Genomic DNA, 18,545 nt, shown 5'->3' with positions numbered 1-18,545 from the left:
CTATTATTTGGTTCTAAAGTATATGAATTAAATTTTACGATAATTTTGATAATAATTCATGTAGAGTCAGTTGTTTAATTTAAATCTAGATTGAATCTTTGGGTGTCTTAAGCTTGAATTCATCTGTGTAGGTCATCATATCAGTGGAAATGATGCTGTATGGCTGCTTAGGCGGATCTATAGGCAACGGTTGAGTTTGATGGCGAAATTTGACTGATGAAATAGATGTATTTTTTGCAAAATACTACAAGACTTTTATGGCAAAACTTGTAGTATAAAAATGATTTTATTGAGTTTAATTGGCTATGTCACAAATTGATGTATTGGTGCCGTTAAAGGATATTACGGTAGATCGGGCGGAAGTGCTTTCGATTAAGCGGAATGACCTTGTGCCATTACTGACCGATCAATATCGTCTAAATCATTATGCAGATCAATTAATTCAAGCACAGTCGGTACTGCTAGATGGTGTTGACCCTCAGTTGACGAAGCAACTTAGTCAAACCATTGAGCAGTTGATTCAAGCCTTAGCCAATTCAAAAAAATATTTAAAAACACGCAAATTTAATGCCTTGCAAAAATGGTTAGGCATTGATTTGGAGTACGGTTCAGGACAAGTTGAATATTATAAAAATTTGGATCAATTGCTTGATCGGGCAAATCATCTGAGCCAAAAATTACAGTTAGAAATTCAAAAGTCCCAAACACGTTTTAATCAATTACAGGGTTTACGTGAGCAAATGGCGCGCTATATCGTCGCGGCTGAAGAATTTTTGCTGGAATACCCACAGTTTGTTAAAAATCAGCATCCGCTTGATAACTTTGCAGAACGCTTATCGAAAAAGGTGAATACGTTGCAAACCTTACAAGCCAGTAATGATATTGCAATTACACAAATGCAGCTTTCTCAGCAGCTTTCTTTTGGATTATTAGATCGATATAAGGAAGCTCAGCAAGTGTTGATTCCGGCATGGCAATATCATGTGAAACAAAGTCGTCAAAGTAACTCGACAAGTTCATTGGAAAAGCTTGATAATAGCCGTGAAAATTTGATTAAAACTTTAAAAAAATCATTAGAGAATTCCTCTAAGTCTTAGAAATATAAGGTGAGTTATGACCGATTTAGATGCCAAAAATTTACCCGTTGAAGTAAGTAAAGAATTGACTGAAGAAAAGTTTCAGCAACTCAATTTACAGGAAATTGGCTTACAAACTTCCGATTTTCACGAAGTCGAAGCTGCACGTAAGGAATTGGCAGATTTAAGTCATAATAGTGTTGCCGAATATGGTAAAAACATTGCCACCAAGACGTCGACCTATACCGATGAATTATTAAATTTGGTGCAAAATAAAGATCTGGATGCGACAGGTCAAAAGCTCAATCAGGTGGTACAAGTCGCACAGCAATTGAATACCACGAGCATTTTAAATAAATCGAAAAGCTCAGGATTTTTTGGTGGTTTACTGAGTAAATTTAAAGGTGCCAAGCAAAGTTTTGATCAGCACTTTAATACCACCAAAGAGCAAATTGATGCTTTGGTTAAAGAAATTGAAACTTCGCAAAATGGCTTAAAAGCGCGTGTAAATACATTAGATAAAATGTTTGAAGGCGTGCAAGACGAATATAAACAATTAGGGGTGTATATCGCCGCAGGTAAGTTGAAAGAGCAGGAAATCCAACAGGAAATTGCAAGTTTAACTACCCAAGTTCAAGATCAAACCACTACGCAAAAAATCTATGACCTCAACCATTTGGCCAATAATCTTGAAAAACGTGTGAGTGATTTACAGATCTTGCAACAGTCTGCGATGCAGACCTTGCCGATGATTCGTATTATTCAATCCAACAATTTGATGTTGGTTGATAAATTTTATGCTATTAAAAATATCACCTTACCGGCTTGGAAAAACCAAATTAGCTTGGCGATTTCATTGCAAGAACAAAAGAACAGCGTGCAATTGGCAAATAGCATTGATGATGCGACCAATGACCTGTTAAAACGCAATGCAGATTTGTTGCATCAAAACTCTGTCGATACAGCGAAAGCCAATCAGCGTTCAGTGATTGATATTGACACACTTGAACATGTGCAAAATACCCTCATTAAAACCGTTAATGATGTGATTCAAATTCAGAAAGAAGGTGTACAAAAGCGTGAAGAAGCGACGACACGTATTCGTGCCTTACAAAATAATTTGAATCATTTAGTAATTGAATCGAGTGGTTCAAACCCTTCTTCATAAACGGTGAGGGGGGTGAAAATATAATCTGAAGGAGTATGTCTTTGCCTCCCATTGATGAATATGCGCTAAATCCGCAGCAACTGGAAACAGGGCTTCAAACCATTAAGAAGCGTCAACGCAATTTGACGTTATTGACTTTAACCAGTGTTTCTGTGCTGATCGTTTCGGCTGTGATGCTGTTTATTCAGCATGATATGGTCTATAGCTTTTTTGGCCTAAGTTCTAGCGTACAGCAACTGCATATCCCTGTTAGTGCAGGTGATTTGGCATATCAACTCGGTGAGTCCTCCGACTATTTTTCAAATTTTTTATCCTTTATTGGTTGGTTATTTCTCAAACTTATCGTTTCATTTATTGGCGCATTTTTCTTGGTTGGATTTCTAAAGAAATTTCAATTTTTTAGAATTCGATTCCAATCTTTTGTATTGAAATTTGTCGGCTGGATTTTATCGTTTATCGTGCTTTGGTCAGGCTTAACTTATGTGCAATATGACCTTAATCATGATGACCGTGCAGCAGATCAAAAATTGGTACATTATGAAAAAAATATTCAAGAAAGCCAGCTGGCTTTCGAGATGGAAGATGCACAATTGGCAAAACCCGTGCAAGCCTATTTACTTGCACAAGCTGCTTTGATGCATAAGCCTGTAGATCGTGCGACAGCAATTCCTTTGGTGCAATCCTTAATCAATGCCGAGCAACAAAATCCAGCAAAATTCCGTGAATACGGTTTTCAGCCTGAACAGCTTTGGGCAATGCAAAATCAGCTATTTGATAAAACCATGACACCGATGGCGCAAAGCGTGGAAAAACAAGTTCAGCAAGCCAATGTAGTAGAAGTTGTTGTACGTTGGGTGTTGATCGCAGTGATGGTACTCACGCTGGTTTTGAGCTTAATTTTGTATCTACTATCTCAGCATTTCAAATCACGGATTAATCGAATTGAGCAGGGACTTCATTAACAGGCCTATTTTCTTTTTAGATCATTGCATTGCTCAGAATAAAAATCCCCATCACATTGTATGGGGATTTTTGATCTTGGGTAGATTAACTTGCGCGATGAAACAGTTGTCGAAGTTCCTGTGTAGAAAAAGTCTGATCATTCACTTCGCCATCCACAAGGTAAAAAGGAATGGGGTGCTGTCCCTTTGATTTTACATATTGTGTAATTTCATGCTGACGGTCTGCAATATCTTTATGTTGAATTGAGCGCAGTACTTTTGAGCCATCTAAACCAATGCCTTCAATGATGCTTTTTAAAACCTGAATATCAGCAATATTTTGACCGTGTGCAAATAATGCATGGAATAATAAGGCTTGAGTCAGGGCATATTGATCCAGAATATTGTCCAAGGCCAAAATACCTTGATGAGCCAGTTGACTGTTTGGCATACGTTTCATGTGCTCAATATTGACAATCACATCTTCGCTATAAGCGGCAAACTTTGTCATTTCGAGTTTTCGATTTGCTGCACTTGAGCCATACTTATTGGTTAAATACTGCAGCACATCTAAGCCTTGTTCAGGAATTTCAGGAACGCGTTGAATCGGCAATAGCTCTACACGGGTTGCTGTATGTTCATTCCAGTTTTGTTTTAACTTTTGAAATCCGACATAACTCATGGGATAAACAATATCAAAGACAAATTCAATTTTCATTATTTTCCTCACTGTTGATTTTATACTTGTAGATCGATGGCTGATTGATGCAAGGGATTGATTGTGGCTTTATTGATGGAACTCAAAAGCAGTCAAATCATCTGATATTTCCTTTGATTTAAAGCCGACTTGCTGAAATGAAACTTAAAGCTTTATAAAGATTTTGTAATTGATCAGGTCGTGCGTATGTCTTGCATAGACTTGGTGTAATTTCAATAAAAAAGAAAAAAATGAGGAATTTATCACGATATATGTGTGCGAATAAATCATTTTAATGTTAATATGCGAACATATATTCATGATTTAGAAAGAAATTTAACTATTTGATTTGTAAAACCGATTAATTTTATAAAAACAAACCGTTTCACCTATTTAATGGTTTGTTCTATCATTCTCTCATCAAATAAATTTACTCCTCTGGAGACGTTAGCAATGTTAGATCAAAATACTTCTGCTCAATTAAAAACCTTACTTGAACGCCTTGAAGGCCCGATTGAAATCGTCGCGACCTTAAACGGTACTGACAAATCAGACAAAATTAAAGAATTGGTAACTGAAGTTGCGGCTTTATCTGATTTAGTGACTGCACGTTTTGACGGTAACAACAGCCGTGCGCCAAGTTTTGGTATTGCAAAAGCAGGTGAAACTCCACGCGTATTCTTCGCAGGTCTACCTATGGGCCACGAATTCACATCTTTGATTCTAGCTTTGCTACAAACTTCAGGTTATGCACCGAAAGTTTCTGACGAAGTACTGAACACTATCAAAGGTCTAGGTCTTAAAACTGACTTTGATGTGTTTGTATCTTTAAGCTGCCATAACTGTCCTGACGTGGTTCAAGCACTTAACTTGATCGCAATTTACAACCCGGGTACAACTGCAACCATGATTGATGGTGCATTCTTCCAAGACGAAGTGGAAGAACGCAAAATCATGGCTGTACCAATGGTATTCCAAGACGGCAACCACATCGGTCAAGGTCGTATGACCTTGGAAGAAATCATTGCCAAATTAGACACCAACTCTGCTGCAAAAGATGCTGAAAAGCTAAATGCCAAAGAAGCCTTTGATGTCCTTGTGATTGGTGGTGGCCCTGCGGGTAATACCTCTGCAATCTATGCAGCACGTAAAGGCATTAAAACCGGTATCGTGGCTGAACGCATGGGCGGTCAGGTCATGGATACGATGGACATTGAAAACTTCACGTCGATTCAAAAGACTCAAGGTCCTAAGTTTGCTGCTGAAATGGAAGCACATGTACGTGAGTACGGTGTGGACATTATGAACTTGCAACGTGTATCTGACATCAAAGGTGCTGACCAAACAGCTAATGGCTTAGTTGAAGTGACTTTAGAGAATGGTGCAAAACTTGAATCTAAAACAGTGATTCTTTCAACAGGTGCACGTTGGAGAGAAATGAACGTTCCGGGTGAACAAGAATACCGTACACGTGGTGTTGCATACTGCCCACACTGTGACGGTCCATTGTTTAAAGGTAAACGTGTTGCGGTGATCGGTGGTGGTAACTCAGGTGTCGAAGCGGCGATTGACCTTGCAGGTATTGTGGAACATGTAACACTTGTTGAATTTGATACCAAACTTCGTGCTGACCAAGTCCTTCAAGACAAGTTAAACAGCTTACCGAATACCACTGTGATCATGAATGCATTATCTACAGAAGTGGTTGGTGATGGTTCACAAGTGACTGCACTGAACTACAAAGACCGTGCAACTGATGAAATCAAAACGATTGAATTGGCAGGTATCTTTGTACAAATCGGTTTGTTACCAAACACGGATTTCTTAAAAGAAACAGCAGTTGAACTTTCAAACCGTGGTGAGATCGTAATTAACGAACGTAACGAAACCAATGTAAAAGGTGTATTTGCTGCCGGTGACTGTACAACAGTACCTTACAAACAAATCATCATTGCAACAGGTGAAGGCGCGAAAGCTTCATTGTCTGCTTTTGATTACATCATCCGTTCGGGTCAATAAAAGAAAGGCCAGTGTGTTTCGAGAAACACGCTGGCCGCGCTGAATGTTGTCATTTGAATATTATTTTTCTTAATATTCTCGTTTTACAGGAACTTTGGATGCTAACACCGGAGTTCCTTTTTTTGTCTGCAAAATTAGGATTCAAAAATGTCCCCACACATTTTGAATCCTATTCGTTGCCCAGCTATTTTTGTTTTACAACCTTATTTTTATACTTTCCCCAAGGTTGTTTCTCTATAAAATATAAAGCGGAGTATGCAATTAATATACCAATCACATCACGAATTTAAGATTTAAATAAATTCAAACCTTTAAACTTCTCCATTAACTGCTCATCTGTCTCCATGTATTCAGGATGAGGCACAATGCACTCAATCGGACAAACTGAAACACAAGTTTGGTGCGCATAGAAACCGACGCATTCAGTACAACGTGCGACATCGATTTCATAAATCTTTGAGCCTTCATAAATGGCATCATTGGGACATTCAGGTAGACACATGTCACAATTGATGCATTTGTCTGTAATCAACAAAGCCATAAAGTAAACTCAAGCCTGATAAGCTAAAGTTGAAGCCGAAATATCCACTGTCGAATTGGGTAAGTTACGAATCAGTAAGGCGTATCGCATATCCACATCGGCAGGTACAGGAATATCCACGATATGACCTGAACCTTTGGCATCGTCAATTAGATTACCTTTTTTATCTTTCATTTCAGTTAAAACGAAGGTGATGTTGCCTGAAGTGGTCATCAGTTCTAAAGAATCACCTACAACAAAACGGTTTTTCACTTCGATTTTAAGAGAGTCACCATTGCGTTCTAAGACTTCACCTACAAACTGTTGATGATCAAAACGTGAAGAGCCGGTTTCATAGTTTTGATATTCACTATGTACATGGCGGCGTAGAAAACCTTCGGTATAACCACGGTTCGCAAGACCTTCAAGCTGAGACATGAGAGCAGGGTCAAATGGTTTACCAGAAAGGGCATCATCGATGGCTTTACGATAAATTTGAGCGGTACGCGCACAGTAGAAATAAGACTTGGTACGGCCTTCAATTTTTAAAGAATGAATGCCCATTTTGGTTAAACGGTCAACATGCTGTACAGCACGCAAGTCTTTCGAGTTCATGAAATAAGTGCCATGTTCATCTTCTTCGGCAGCAAACATGTCTTCTTCATTGCGTTGTAATAAAACCGGCTCGCCGAATTGGTGTTGTTCTAGGGCGTGTTGCTCATCGGCATTTTTATTATTGCAGCATGATGATTCTTCAATTTGTGTGACTGGAATAACATCACCAGTTTCATCTTCAACTGCATCGTGAATTTTATAATCCCAACGGCATGCATTGGTACATGCACCTTGGTTTGCATCACGTTTATTCATATAGCCAGAAAGTAAGCAACGACCGGAGTAAGCCATACATAATGCACCGTGTACGAAAACTTCAATTTCCATATCAGGTACATTGTGTTTAATTTCTTCAATTTCTTCGATTGATAATTCACGTGACAGAATGACACGTGTCAGTCCCATATTTTTCCAAAATTTAACCGTTGCCCAGTTCACCGCATTGGCTTGTACAGACAAATGAATGGACACTTCTGGAAAATGTTCACGCACCATCATGATCAGACCGGGGTCAGACATGATCAGTGCATCAGGATTCATGGCAACCACAGGTTCAAGGTCACGGATGAAATTTTTCAGTTTTGAGTTATGCGGTTGGATATTCACCACCACATAAAAATTTTTACCTAAAGCATGGGCTTCTTCAATGCCAATTTTTAAATTGTCATGGTCGAAAGCATTATTGCGCACACGTAAGCTATATCGCGGCTGACCTGCATACACGGCATCTGCGCCATAAGCAAAAGCGTAGCGCATGTTTTTCAATGAGCCAGCAGGTGAGAGGAGTTCGGTTACGTGTTGAATCGTCATGTCAATAAAGGCATAAAAAATTTATGGCTTTATTGTAGTGATCTAAAAAAAGGATTCAACCAAGTATTTTAGTTGGGTTTTCAAGATATTCCGTTTTCCAAATGTTTTAAAATTTGGCAATCATTAATTTGACTGGTTTCATTACAACTGGCACGGAGCTTACTTAACTGTATTTTAAAATTTTCTAATTCTTTAATTTTTTCAGAAACTTGACGAATGTGATTATCAATTAATTCATTCACAGCATGACAGCTTTGCGTAGGGGATTGCTCAAGTTCAAGCAGGGTTTGAATCTCGGTGAGAGAAATATTGAGGTTTCGACAGCGCTTAATAAAAACCAAACGTTTGTACATTTCTTCATCATAATAGCGATAATTGTTGTCTGCGCGGAAGCTAGGTTTCAGCAGTTTTTTCTTTTCATAAAAGCGAATACTGTCAACGCTTACCCCAGATTTGGTGGACAATTCTTTAATCAAATAATGTTTTTGTACGTTCATGCTTGACCTTGGAGTGAGTCCATAGTTTTGAATAAGAATAATACAAATCCATTGATTTTTAAATTGGAGCATATTTATGGCATGTACATGTAGTCATGAGCCAGCACCAAACAAACCCAACAGTAAATTTCGTATTGCACTTTGGATTGCCTTAATCATTAACGCCATGATGTTTTTGGTGGAGCTGATTGGTGGGGCTTATGCACATTCTTCTGCGCTTTGGGCGGACTCGCTGGATTTCTTTGGTGATGCTGTAAATTATGGGGTTTCATTAGCCGTGCTTGGCGCCAGTTTATATTGGCGTGCAACAGTTGCCTTGGTGAAAGGTTTTGTCATGGCAGCGTTTGGGATCGTTGTGATTGCCAAAGTGCTCTATGCCTATGCCAATGGGATCGCTCCTGAACCAATCACCATGGGTGTGATTGGTATTCTGGCCTTAGTCGCTAATGTCATCTGTGCATACGTCTTATATGCCTTCCGTGAAGGTGACTCCAATATGCAATCCGTTTGGCTATGTAGCCGTAATGATGCGATTGGTAATGTCGCAGTGATCTTGGCTGCAGTCGGGGTGTTTGGTACAGGCAGTCTATGGCCAGATTTGATCGTGGCCGCAATCATGGCGATCTTAGGTTTAACGGGTGGTTATCAGGTGATTCGAAAAGCACTGCAAGAGCGTAAGCAAAAAGATATTCTGAGTACCCCTTGCTCTTAAAATACTTACTCTTAAATCCACCGTTAATGGCATTCATTTTATCCATGTTTTTAACGCAGATGAATAGTCGTTAAATCGCTAGTTGAAATTAAAATAGCAGTCAGTTTTATACGAAATTTTCCTGACTGCTAATTCGATAAATCATCTGAAATCAGACTGTATTTAATAGGGTGCTGAGGTTTTATCTACAGACTCCAATTAAGTTATGCTTTACAATAGCGCGCGAAAATCATGTTTAAAAATTAGGTTTTCTACCTTGAAAGCTTTATGTTTAGGCCCCATTGGTGCATCAGGTAAATTAAATGTCGAAAAAGCAAGACATCATTAACGTTGCGCTCCAACTCTTCAATTCTTATAGCTATAACTCGATTGGTATAGATCGAATTATTGGGGAATCGGGCGTTGCTAAAATGACGTTTTATAAATATTTCCCCTCTAAAGCCAAATTAATTGAAGAATGTCTCGTGATTCGAAATCTTAATTTACAGGAATCACTTGAAGCTGCTATTGCAGAATGTGATCCAGAAGACCATCTTTCGCATATTAAAACCATTTTTGCTTGGTACGATGCTTGGTTTCATACTGCAGATTTCAATGGTTGTATGTTTCAAAAAGCAGTAGAAGAAATATCTAAAGTTTATCCTTCGTCATTACAACCTGCGATCGATTATAAAGATTGGCTCAAATCAAAACTAAGTACTGCCTTACAAAATCTGGGCATTCAGCAAACTGAACAACTAGCTGCATTTCTGAGTAGTATTTTGGATGGCATGACCATCCAAGCCCAAATTGACCCCAACCAAGTGCATTTAGCAGATTATTGGAAGCGAGTTGAAACCTTAATTCGTTTGGAATTGGCTGCTTAAAAATTTGTTTGTAGGCATTTAGGTTTTAAATCTAGCGACGACTTATTTGTATTGATTAACAATCAATTTTTTCACATGACTTAAGATTCTAAGAAAATAAAAAGCGCGATTATTTGGGGTAATCGCGCTTTGCTGACAATTGTGCGTTCAAATCATTCACTTTGTTAGCTTAAGTCAATGATTTGATTTTCGAACGTTTTATACGTTTTCTCTCATTTATATTTTTACCCTCTGAATGCTAAATTCATTCGGTTTTTGCAGCAAAATAGACAGACTTGTCTGTTTTTTTGAATTATAGGGGATCTTAGGTGAATTACAAGACAGGAAAGAAAGGTTTGTGTGTTTTTTAATCTAGCTTAAGTTTAAATTAATCCACTATTTTTAAAGATAATATTAAAAAATTGATCATTAAGCTCGATGTTAATTAGACGATAAAACTATTTTTACAGTTGCGTGCATGACGCTGTTCGTTGGGTGCAAGTACATGGTCTAAGACCATTTGGTGAATATTTTATATGCAAGAAGTAATTAGTGAGTGGGTTCTCCGCTTTTTATTTTTAAGTGAATTTTTGAATCGTGGATTTTACATAACGAAACATCTTCTATGGTTTTAAGCATTAAGTTTATTGATGAATTTGACTAAACTAGCAGCAAAATTATTTCCATGATTACAATTTAGAATTTTTATTATGTTAGGCAAAATATTTGCTGTATTAGAACAATTGGGTCTATCCGCCCAAAAACGTGCCATTCATGTGCAATTTTCCAACCCTGCGTTGAATGAAGAGCTTTTTATTCAACGTATTGATGGGGAGCATGTCTTAAACCAAGGCGTGCAAGCGACTTTGATTTGCCTATCTACGAATGCACTTATTCCACTAAAACAATTTATTGGCGTACAAGTCGCCGTTGATCAAGTGACCGATCAGGGCGAACTCTTCCGCACCACGGGTATTATTACCGAAGCCACCCAAGGCCAGAGTGACGGTTCACTCACGCTGTATAAACTCACTTTAGAAGATGCAACATCGCTGTGGCATAAACGCAGGAACAGCCGTGTGTTTATGAACAAATCTGTTCGCGATGTCAGTGAAACTCTCTTTAAAGAATGGCAAAGCAAAAGTCCGCTCTTTGCTGCCAGTCTAAGGCTAGATCTAAGCGGTTTAAGTCAGAACTATGATGTACGACCTTTCATCATGCAGTCGAATGAAAGCGATTATGACTTTTTAACGCGTCTTTGGCGCAGTGAAGGCATCAATTGGCTCATCGATGAAGCGCAGCTGAAAGCACCACATTCCTCAGCGCCAATTGAAAAACAAAAACTCCGCCTGATTGATGACAATAGCCAATATCAAGCACTCAGCCGTCGTAGTATCCGCTTTCATCGTTCTAGCGCCACTGAAAAACAAGACAGCATCACCAGCTTGATTGGTGAACGTAGCATTCAGCCGACTGCGGTACACGTACAGCGCTGGCAAGCCGATGGACTCAGCCAAGAAGAAGGCGCAGGTTCAGTTCAAAGCAAACATCAGCATAGCCAAAGCCAAGACAATGCTAGCTTAAGTCTCGAACAAGCATGGCATATCAGCCCTGCATGGATGCAAGATTTAAAAGGTGAAGACCAAGCTACCGCTTCATCCAATAGCCAAATTGAAAAATTGAATCAAAACCTAACGCGCTATCATGAGCTACAATCGAAAAAATTCAATGCACAATCGACTGTGCGTGATACACAAGTCGGTTATTGGTTTGAACTGAATGAACACCCTGAAATTGATCAACACAGTGGTGCAGACAAACAATTTTTAATCACAGAAAAGAAATTCTATAACCAAAATAACTTACCCAAAGATCTCACTGAACAGGTCAATCAACTGATTGAACAAAGCCAGTGGAATATTAAACCCATCCATGAACAGGCCGAGCGTCAGGCCAATCAGCTCACATTGCAACGCCGCAATATTGCGACCGTTCCTGAATATAACCCACTCGAACACCGTCCAAGCACCCATCCGCAACGCGCCAAAGTCGTTGGGCCAAGCGGTGAAGAAATACATGTCGATGAATGGGGGCGTATCAAAGTCCGCTTCTTATTTACCCGTGGAGATGACCACAGCCATGATGGCGGTGCAGGCAGCAATGACAATGATACGGATTCTGCATGGGTAGATGTGCTTACCCCATGGGCCGGTGAAGGCTATGGTGCACGTTTCTTACCACGTATTAATGAAATCGTGGTCATCGATTTCTTTGACGGCAATATCGACCGACCATTTGTGGTGGGGCGCATACATGAAGCACAGCGCAGTCCAACTCAATTTGATGGTAAAGGCAAACTGCCTGACACCAAAAAATTGGCTGGAATAAAAAGTAAGGAAGTTCAAGGTGAAGGCTTTGGACAACTGCGCTTTGATGACACCACAGGACAAATATCAACACAATTACAAAGTACCCATGGTGCCACTCAGCTTAACCTCGGTAACCTTAGTCATCCCAAAGAAACCGCAGAAAGTGCAGGGCGAGGTGAAGGCTTTGAACTGAGAACCGACCAATGGGGCGCAGTACGTGCAGGACAGGGGCTACTTGTCAGCACACACCCACAACAACAAGCAGCAGCAATGCACCTCGACGCACAAGCGGCGAAAGAACAAATCGAAGCCAACTTAAACAGCAGTAAAGCCTTAAGTGAAGTGGCGAAAAATCAACAAACTGACCCACTTGAAGTCTTGGATAATTTAAAAAACTTCCTTCGGCAAATCGAAAAAGGCAGTAAAGAAAAAGCTGATGCCTTTAAACAAGCCTTAATGATTTTATCTGCACCAAACTCAATTGCTGTAAGTAGTCAGGAAGATGTTCATCTTTCAGCAGATGGACAGATCAGCCAAAGTGCAGGGGATAGCATCAACCTCAGCAGTCAAAAATCCTTAATTGCCCATGCACAAAGCAAGATCAGTCTATTTGCAGCACAAGAAGGCTTACGAGCTTATGCAGGCAAAGGCAAAGTTGAAATCCAAGCCCAAGGAGATGGGGCAGATCTGATTGCCCGAAAAGGTATTCAAATTATTTCCACGGAAGATGTAGTTTATATCACCAGTCCTAAAGAAATAATCCTGACTGGAGGCGGATCACAGCTCAAGATTAATGGTTCTGGCATATTCCCTACCACGGGTGGAAAGTTTGAGGTTAAGGCCGGGCAGCATTTATTTACAGGTGGAAGTACGGCTCAACCAAAAAATATTACTTTACCATTATTAGGTGAAATGCAAAATTGGATGGAATTGAACTACCATTATGATGATTTATCACCAGTTAAAGGGGCTCCTTTTAAAGTCTTTTTTGAAGATGGAAGTTACAGAGAAGGTACTTTAGATGATAAAGGGTACGCTAAATTAGAAAATGTACCTAAAGGAAAATCTGAAATTTATTATGGGGAAGATCCGTCAGAGTTTAAAAAAGACATTCCCGATGACCTAGATGCAGAAATTGAAGATACAGACACTATTGACGATGATATTTGGTCACTATTAGATGAAGAAGCATATCAAAAACTTACAAATAACTTACAGAATGGAGCGAAATAATGGGCTCTGTCGCTAAATATAAACGTTCTGTAGATTCTGTTCCCGGTGGATGGCTACAAAGTTTAAAAAAAGACACTATGACTTTCTTTAAAGGTGAAAGTACTGGTGGTTGGGCAATTTTAGCGGAGACGGTAATTGGGTGTGTACCTGTTTTAGGTCAATTGGTAGACGCGAGAGATATTATTAAAGCGATTATCATTTTATCTGCAAATCCAGCTAGCCCTACTGGATGGTTTGATCTTATTACAGCATTAATTGGCTTAGTTCCAGGTGGTGGGGATGCTGTCAAAATGTCATTAAAAAGTGTCAAAAAAGGCGCTTTACCAATGGATAGTATTTTAGATGGTATCCGAAAACTAGGGAAAGGTGATCCTGAGCAATTGATACGTAAGTGTCTAGATCTAAATGCATTACAAAAAAATTTGGATAAGATACTGACAAACCCTAAAGTATTAAATCAGCTAAGCCCTGAAGCTCGTAAAAATGTTGATCAGATTCGAAAAAATTTAGGTAAACAATTACAAGAATTTAAAAAGGAAGTTGATGGCTGGCTAATAAAAAGTAGAAAAACTTCAGCAGATGCAAATAAAAATTCTAAGAACCAAACAAATAAGCCAAATTCTCCAGCAAATGGTGGACAAAAAGCAAACAATACAAATCAGGGCAAATCTAACAGTACCAATAATTCGTCAATAGGCCAAACAGCTATAACTAATTTATCTAATAAATTTAAAGGTATTCTAGGTGAGCATATGGCAGATTACTATTGCCAAGAAATTAAAGGCTGGGGAACTTCAACACATGATAAGATAGGAACGAAAAACTCTCATAAATTGAATGATAATGGGGAAATGGTAAATCTATTTTCTATTAAAAGTAGAGGGCGTGGTATAGATGGAGTTTGGAAGAAAAATAATAATGACGCAAAACCATATGCAATTATTGAGGCTAAATGTAGCCAAAATCCTGCTGCTTCACTTAGAGATTTATTAGGTGATGCTAATGATAAAAATGGTATTGATAAATCAATACCTCAACAACAACAAAGATCTGGCAGAACTTCTAGAAACCGTACTAACACTAGTTCAACTAATCGTAATCTAACTTTAGGTGGCGAAAAATATAGAGATTCTAGTGGAAAAGTAGTTCAAATGAGCCATCATTGGATAACAAATCGTCTTGTTAAATCAGTAGGAATTAAGCTAGCTCCAATAATATTGAAAAAAAGAAGATATGAAAGATATGTTATTTTTTTTAGTGGATTGCAGGTAGTAGAACATGCTGTTGCATTAATTAAATTCTTATCTAAACAAACAGTAACTGATAAAGAACATTCTATTCATACAGCTACAAAGGTTTGGACTGATAAAGACATTAGTATCGTTGTTAATAATAAATAATTGGAAATTTATTTATGATGGAATTTAAGTTTAATCGTAGACAACAATTTTTAGATGAAAGTTACTATCAATCTACAAGGAGTGAGCTTGTCAGCGCCATAGAAAGTTTTTTAAGTGAATCAAATGATGATGATGATATCGAAGCAGGATGGATAGACTCTTATTCGATAGCGTCTAGATATCAGTTTGATTTGCTTATTTTGGACTATACTGCTGGTAAACCGATTGAGTATTTACGCTTAGAATTTGATAAAGTAATTGAATTATTCAAGGAACTCTCTATAAAACAAAGAGCCTATTATAAAAATAATAATTTTAGTGTTTTTGACATCGAAATTTTAGATGACTATTGTGTATATATATGGATTATCAGCCTTTGTTATTTATTAAAAAGAACTGATTTACTACCGTTGGTAGCTAACCTTGTTGATGGAGAGGATCAAGAAAATGGAGGGAAAGATTGGATTGTAGAGGAATTTTTGGCTTTTAATGACGATAACCGTTTTGATTGTTCAGATGTCCTTTTTTCAAATCCTTATTTTGAGTTATCCAATGCATTTGTGACCCAAGATAATAAAGTTTCATTCAAGCATTTAAACAAATTTTTAAAAAAATGGTATAAAGATTTATCTGGAGCTCCATGGCATGATACCCATAAATCAGAGGGTGGATATTATGGATATTGGGCTTTTGAAGCAGCTTGTGCTGTTATTCTATTAGAAATAGAAAATGATAAAGAATTTCATGAATACCTCTATTATCCTAAAGACTTAATAGAGTTCTATCGTACATTTAAACCTAGTAATGCTGAAATTGACCTCCTAACTAAATATCAAAAAGTATCAATTCAAGCAGGTAAAAAATGTCCTCAATCAGGTTATTGGTTCAGTGTAGCCAAGGAAAACACTCGTAAATACTTTAAACAAGGGGAAATATTCCCTGATTTTGAAAGTGATTGGGGGGATGTATATTGGCAGTTTGACGGTGAAGAATAAGTGAAAATATGCCCTTCGGGGCAGTTTTTGGGCATAAAATGGATTTAGTTAATATAAAAAGACAACAATTTCTTACACCTCAAATGTATGAAACATTAAAGGCGGAAACTCTGAACACTATTGAAACTTTTAAAGTAAATCCTACAGGTGTTGGTGATTCAATAGAAGAAAGATGGGTATACTCTTATGCTATCGTAGCAGAGGACTATTTAAATCTGCTTATATTGGAATATACAGCTGGCAATAGTTTACCTTTTATTAGAAGCCAAATTGAAATAGTTATTGACTATTATGAGCAATATGGAAGTAAATTAAGAAGTTATCATAAAAATATAAACTTACCAGTTTTTGAATTATTTACTATTGATGGCTATTGTCCATGTATTTGGTTAATCAGTTTGTGTTATTTACTCCACCGAAAGGATTTGCTACCTAGAGTTGCGAAATTAATTGACGGAGAAATGAGAGAAAATGTTGCTCAAGATTGGCTAATTGAAGAGTATTTATCTTTTTCAGATGAAAATAGATATGATTGTTCAACAGTATTAGTACCAAAACCTTACTTATTATTATGTGAAGCCTTTTCAAATCAAGATAATGAAATTTCTTTAGCTTTTGTCCGTAAGTTTTTAAAGAATTGGTACAAAGATTTATCAGGTGCGCCTTGGCATGATACTCATAAATCAGAAGGTGGCTATTATGGATACTGGGCTTTTGAAGCAGCGTGCGCTGTTATTCTGTTAGAGATAGAGAATGATACTGTCTTACATGAATACTTATATTACCCTAAAGATTTGGTTGAATTTTATCACAAATTCAAGCTCAAAACTTCAGTAATAAATTTTCTTGAAAATCATAATAAATTTTCAATTAAAGCTGGGGAAAAATGTCCTCAACAGGGTTATTGGTTTACAGTTGCTAAAGTGAACTCACGTCAATACTTTAACTTGGGAGATGTTTTTCCTGATTTTGAAAGTGATTGGGGCGATGTGTATTGGCAGTTTGATGGTGAAGAGTAATTTATGCCTTCGGGACTTGATAATATTGGATCTCTAAAAAAAGAAGTATTAATTAAAAGAATATTTTATGAGCACAGCACAAGTTTATTTAAATGATGAGGAAATAGAAGAATTAGTTCGAGATATTCCTCTTGATACATCAATAATTTATGGGGAAGAAAAAAAAGAGTTCGGAGTTTGCCCTTATATTACATTTTATATTGATCAAAAAAAAACAAATGCGCAAGAATTTTTGATAAAAGTAATTGATATTTATGAGAAATTTGAATTCGAAATAATTGATAAGCCATTTCATTTAAGATTTCGATGTGATACAGAAGTTTGGAAAAAGGCAATTTCATGGATTAGAAGTCGTGAAGAAATATCAGCTGAAATGGCAAAAATTTATAAAAAATATTTCATTTACTATTTAGGTGCAACATCTGCACAATCTCAAGATCAAAGTCCACGTTGGGCTTTAAGTGCAAAGATTAGAGACTCTAGTGAGCGCTATTCTAGTCTAAAATTAACTTTTGGTGATCAATGGTATAGATCCAATAAAGATATTTGGTACTCATTTGTTCAAAAATGTCTAGAAATGCTTAACCCAATTCAAGCATATAGTGGATATGAAATTGGAAACACAAGTCAATTTGCATTTGTTTCTCCTGAATTTGAAACAGTTGAACGGACTTTCACGGATTATTTTTACGGGCTCGATATTGATCATCCTGGTATGGAGTTTTCTCATGAAAATATGTTTATTGCAGAAGATCGGGATGGTTTAGGTGGCGGTATTCGTACCCCAACATGGTGCTTTTTACTTTCTCCCTACTGGCTAGAGAAACTAGGCTTGAGTGAAGAACAAATTCGTGAAAAACTGGATGATCCACGAATTGAAATTACTAAAATTATAGACCTAGAAGATTCAACAAAATACAGCTTATGGATACGTTTGGGAGAGCTTTCACTTTATCCAGTTGAAGAAGGTGTTCCTGATTTATTGGTGATGGCAAATGAACTAATTAAACCGATACGTTGTGATAACTTAAAACTGACCACTTTAGATGCGTGGTCAGATGATCCAAATCCACGTTTTGATGCCGTAAGTTCAAAGCAATGGATTGCACGATTTGATGAAGACAGCACTTGGCCTGAATTAAAACGAGTGAAAGTTGAAGTTCAAGAACCAGAAAGAATAGATATTGTTATTGCCGGTAGCCCATGTCCTCACGCAGGATATTGGTATACTTTTGCTAAAGAAAACTCACGTCAATATTTTAAACAAGGTGATATATTCCCTGATTTTGAAAGTGATTGGGGTGATGTGTACTGGCAGTTTGATGGTGAAGAATGATTTATGCCCTTCGGGGCATTATTTTTGGAATAAGAATGATTTTTGATAAAAAGAAAAGACAATTATTTTTAACAGATGAAGTTTACAATAGAGTAAATATATTTTTAAAAGAATTACCCATTGAAATTTTAGAAAGTAAAAAAATATATGAAGACAGTCCATCTGATAAGTTGACAAAAATAACTAATCATGCGAAAAGGTTTTTTTAGTTAACAGATGTTCACACATGCCTCGGATTGTTTCTGTACCACTTAGTTTAGAACAGCGAGAACGACTCATTTTTCTGGCCAAAC

16 protein-coding genes and 1 pseudogene are annotated in these 18,545 nt (G+C 37.5%); 13 read left to right on the top strand and 4 right to left on the bottom strand.

The features are described from left to right. Positions 1–305: 305 nt before the first annotated feature. From FTV37_RS09540 to FTV37_RS09530, 3 genes are read left to right on the top strand one after another with little or no spacing between them, the layout of a single operon-like run. Positions 306–1,097 (top strand): tellurium resistance protein, encoded by a 792-nt coding sequence (locus tag FTV37_RS09540; RefSeq protein WP_180063694.1) that lies wholly within the window; start codon positions 306–308, stop codon positions 1,095–1,097. Positions 1,098–1,113: 16 nt separating this feature from the next. Beyond that, a complete protein-coding gene (locus tag FTV37_RS09535) occupies positions 1,114–2,244 on the top strand; it encodes a toxic anion resistance protein (RefSeq protein WP_180009477.1) in 1,131 nt (376 codons plus the stop codon). Between the two features lie 41 nt (positions 2,245–2,285). Beyond that, the gene (locus FTV37_RS09530; RefSeq protein WP_180009481.1) at positions 2,286–3,206 is read left to right on the top strand and encodes a hypothetical protein; all 921 of its coding nucleotides are present in this window, start codon (positions 2,286–2,288) and stop codon (positions 3,204–3,206) included. 85 nt (positions 3,207–3,291) lie between these two features. Here the strand turns inward: FTV37_RS09530 and FTV37_RS09525 are convergent, their stop codons facing one another. Then, entirely contained in the window at positions 3,292–3,903 is a 612-nt protein-coding gene (locus FTV37_RS09525; protein ID WP_180063692.1) for a DsbA family protein, read from the bottom strand. A 432-nt stretch (positions 3,904–4,335) separates the two neighbouring features. Between FTV37_RS09525 and ahpF the strand changes: the two genes are divergently transcribed. Then, complete coding sequence (gene ahpF / locus FTV37_RS09520; protein WP_078189029.1) at positions 4,336–5,901, top strand: alkyl hydroperoxide reductase subunit F; 1,566 nt, start codon at positions 4,336–4,338, stop codon at positions 5,899–5,901. 286 nt (positions 5,902–6,187) lie between these two features. Here ahpF and FTV37_RS09515 read toward each other — a convergent pair whose 3' ends face one another. The 3 genes from FTV37_RS09515 to FTV37_RS09505 all read right to left on the bottom strand — a co-directional run bounded on the left by FTV37_RS09515 (position 6,188) and on the right by FTV37_RS09505 (position 8,343). Next, positions 6,188–6,442, bottom strand: a complete 255-nt coding sequence (locus FTV37_RS09515) for a YfhL family 4Fe-4S dicluster ferredoxin (RefSeq protein WP_168379317.1) — start codon at positions 6,440–6,442, stop codon at positions 6,188–6,190. Positions 6,443–6,451: 9 nt separating this feature from the next. Then, positions 6,452–7,846 carry a tRNA 5-hydroxyuridine modification protein YegQ gene (gene yegQ, locus FTV37_RS09510; RefSeq protein WP_180063690.1) on the bottom strand — a complete coding sequence of 465 codons (1,395 nt, stop codon included), beginning with the start codon at positions 7,844–7,846 and terminating at the stop codon, positions 6,452–6,454. 80 nt (positions 7,847–7,926) lie between these two features. Continuing rightward, complete coding sequence (locus FTV37_RS09505) at positions 7,927–8,343, bottom strand: Cd(II)/Pb(II)-responsive transcriptional regulator (protein WP_180063688.1); 417 nt, start codon at positions 8,341–8,343, stop codon at positions 7,927–7,929. A 76-nt stretch (positions 8,344–8,419) separates the two neighbouring features. Here FTV37_RS09505 and FTV37_RS09500 point away from each other — a divergent pair, with 76 nt between their 5' ends. The 9 genes and pseudogenes from FTV37_RS09500 to FTV37_RS18090 form a co-directional block, all read left to right on the top strand. After that, positions 8,420–9,055 carry a cation transporter gene (locus tag FTV37_RS09500; RefSeq protein ID WP_180009473.1) on the top strand — a complete coding sequence of 212 codons (636 nt, stop codon included), beginning with the start codon at positions 8,420–8,422 and terminating at the stop codon, positions 9,053–9,055. A 302-nt stretch (positions 9,056–9,357) separates the two neighbouring features. After that, positions 9,358–9,921, top strand: coding sequence for a TetR/AcrR family transcriptional regulator (locus tag FTV37_RS09495; protein WP_168379321.1), 564 nt, complete (start codon positions 9,358–9,360; stop codon positions 9,919–9,921). Between the two features lie 689 nt (positions 9,922–10,610). Then, positions 10,611–13,502, top strand: a complete 2,892-nt coding sequence (locus tag FTV37_RS09490) for a type VI secretion system Vgr family protein (protein ID WP_180063686.1) — start codon at positions 10,611–10,613, stop codon at positions 13,500–13,502. Further along, positions 13,502–14,902, top strand: coding sequence for a hypothetical protein (locus tag FTV37_RS09485; RefSeq protein WP_180063684.1), 1,401 nt, complete (start codon positions 13,502–13,504; stop codon positions 14,900–14,902). Before FTV37_RS09490 ends, FTV37_RS09485 begins: the two co-directional genes overlap by 1 nt. Positions 14,903–14,916: 14 nt before the next feature. After that, positions 14,917–15,897 carry a PoNe immunity protein domain-containing protein gene (locus FTV37_RS09480; protein WP_180063682.1) on the top strand — a complete coding sequence of 327 codons (981 nt, stop codon included), beginning with the start codon at positions 14,917–14,919 and terminating at the stop codon, positions 15,895–15,897. 38 nt (positions 15,898–15,935) lie between these two features. Next, the gene (locus FTV37_RS09475; protein ID WP_180010880.1) at positions 15,936–16,916 is read left to right on the top strand and encodes a PoNe immunity protein domain-containing protein; all 981 of its coding nucleotides are present in this window, start codon (positions 15,936–15,938) and stop codon (positions 16,914–16,916) included. Positions 16,917–16,983: 67 nt separating this feature from the next. Next, complete coding sequence (locus FTV37_RS09470) at positions 16,984–18,252, top strand: type VI immunity family protein (RefSeq protein ID WP_180009468.1); 1,269 nt, start codon at positions 16,984–16,986, stop codon at positions 18,250–18,252. Further along, entirely contained in the window at positions 18,249–18,461 is a 213-nt protein-coding gene (locus FTV37_RS09465; protein ID WP_180063680.1) for a hypothetical protein, read from the top strand. Before FTV37_RS09470 ends, FTV37_RS09465 begins: the two co-directional genes overlap by 4 nt. 17 nt (positions 18,462–18,478) lie before the next feature. After that, positions 18,479–18,545 (top strand): annotated as a pseudogene (locus tag FTV37_RS18090) (helix-turn-helix domain-containing protein); the annotation flags it as partial.

This window comes from Acinetobacter sp. YH16042 (genome assembly GCF_013417245.1).
Lineage (GTDB): Bacteria > Pseudomonadota > Gammaproteobacteria > Pseudomonadales > Moraxellaceae > Acinetobacter > Acinetobacter amyesii.
Note: the sequence above shows the minus strand (reverse complement) of the source record. Positions and strands in the feature narration are given on the sequence as shown.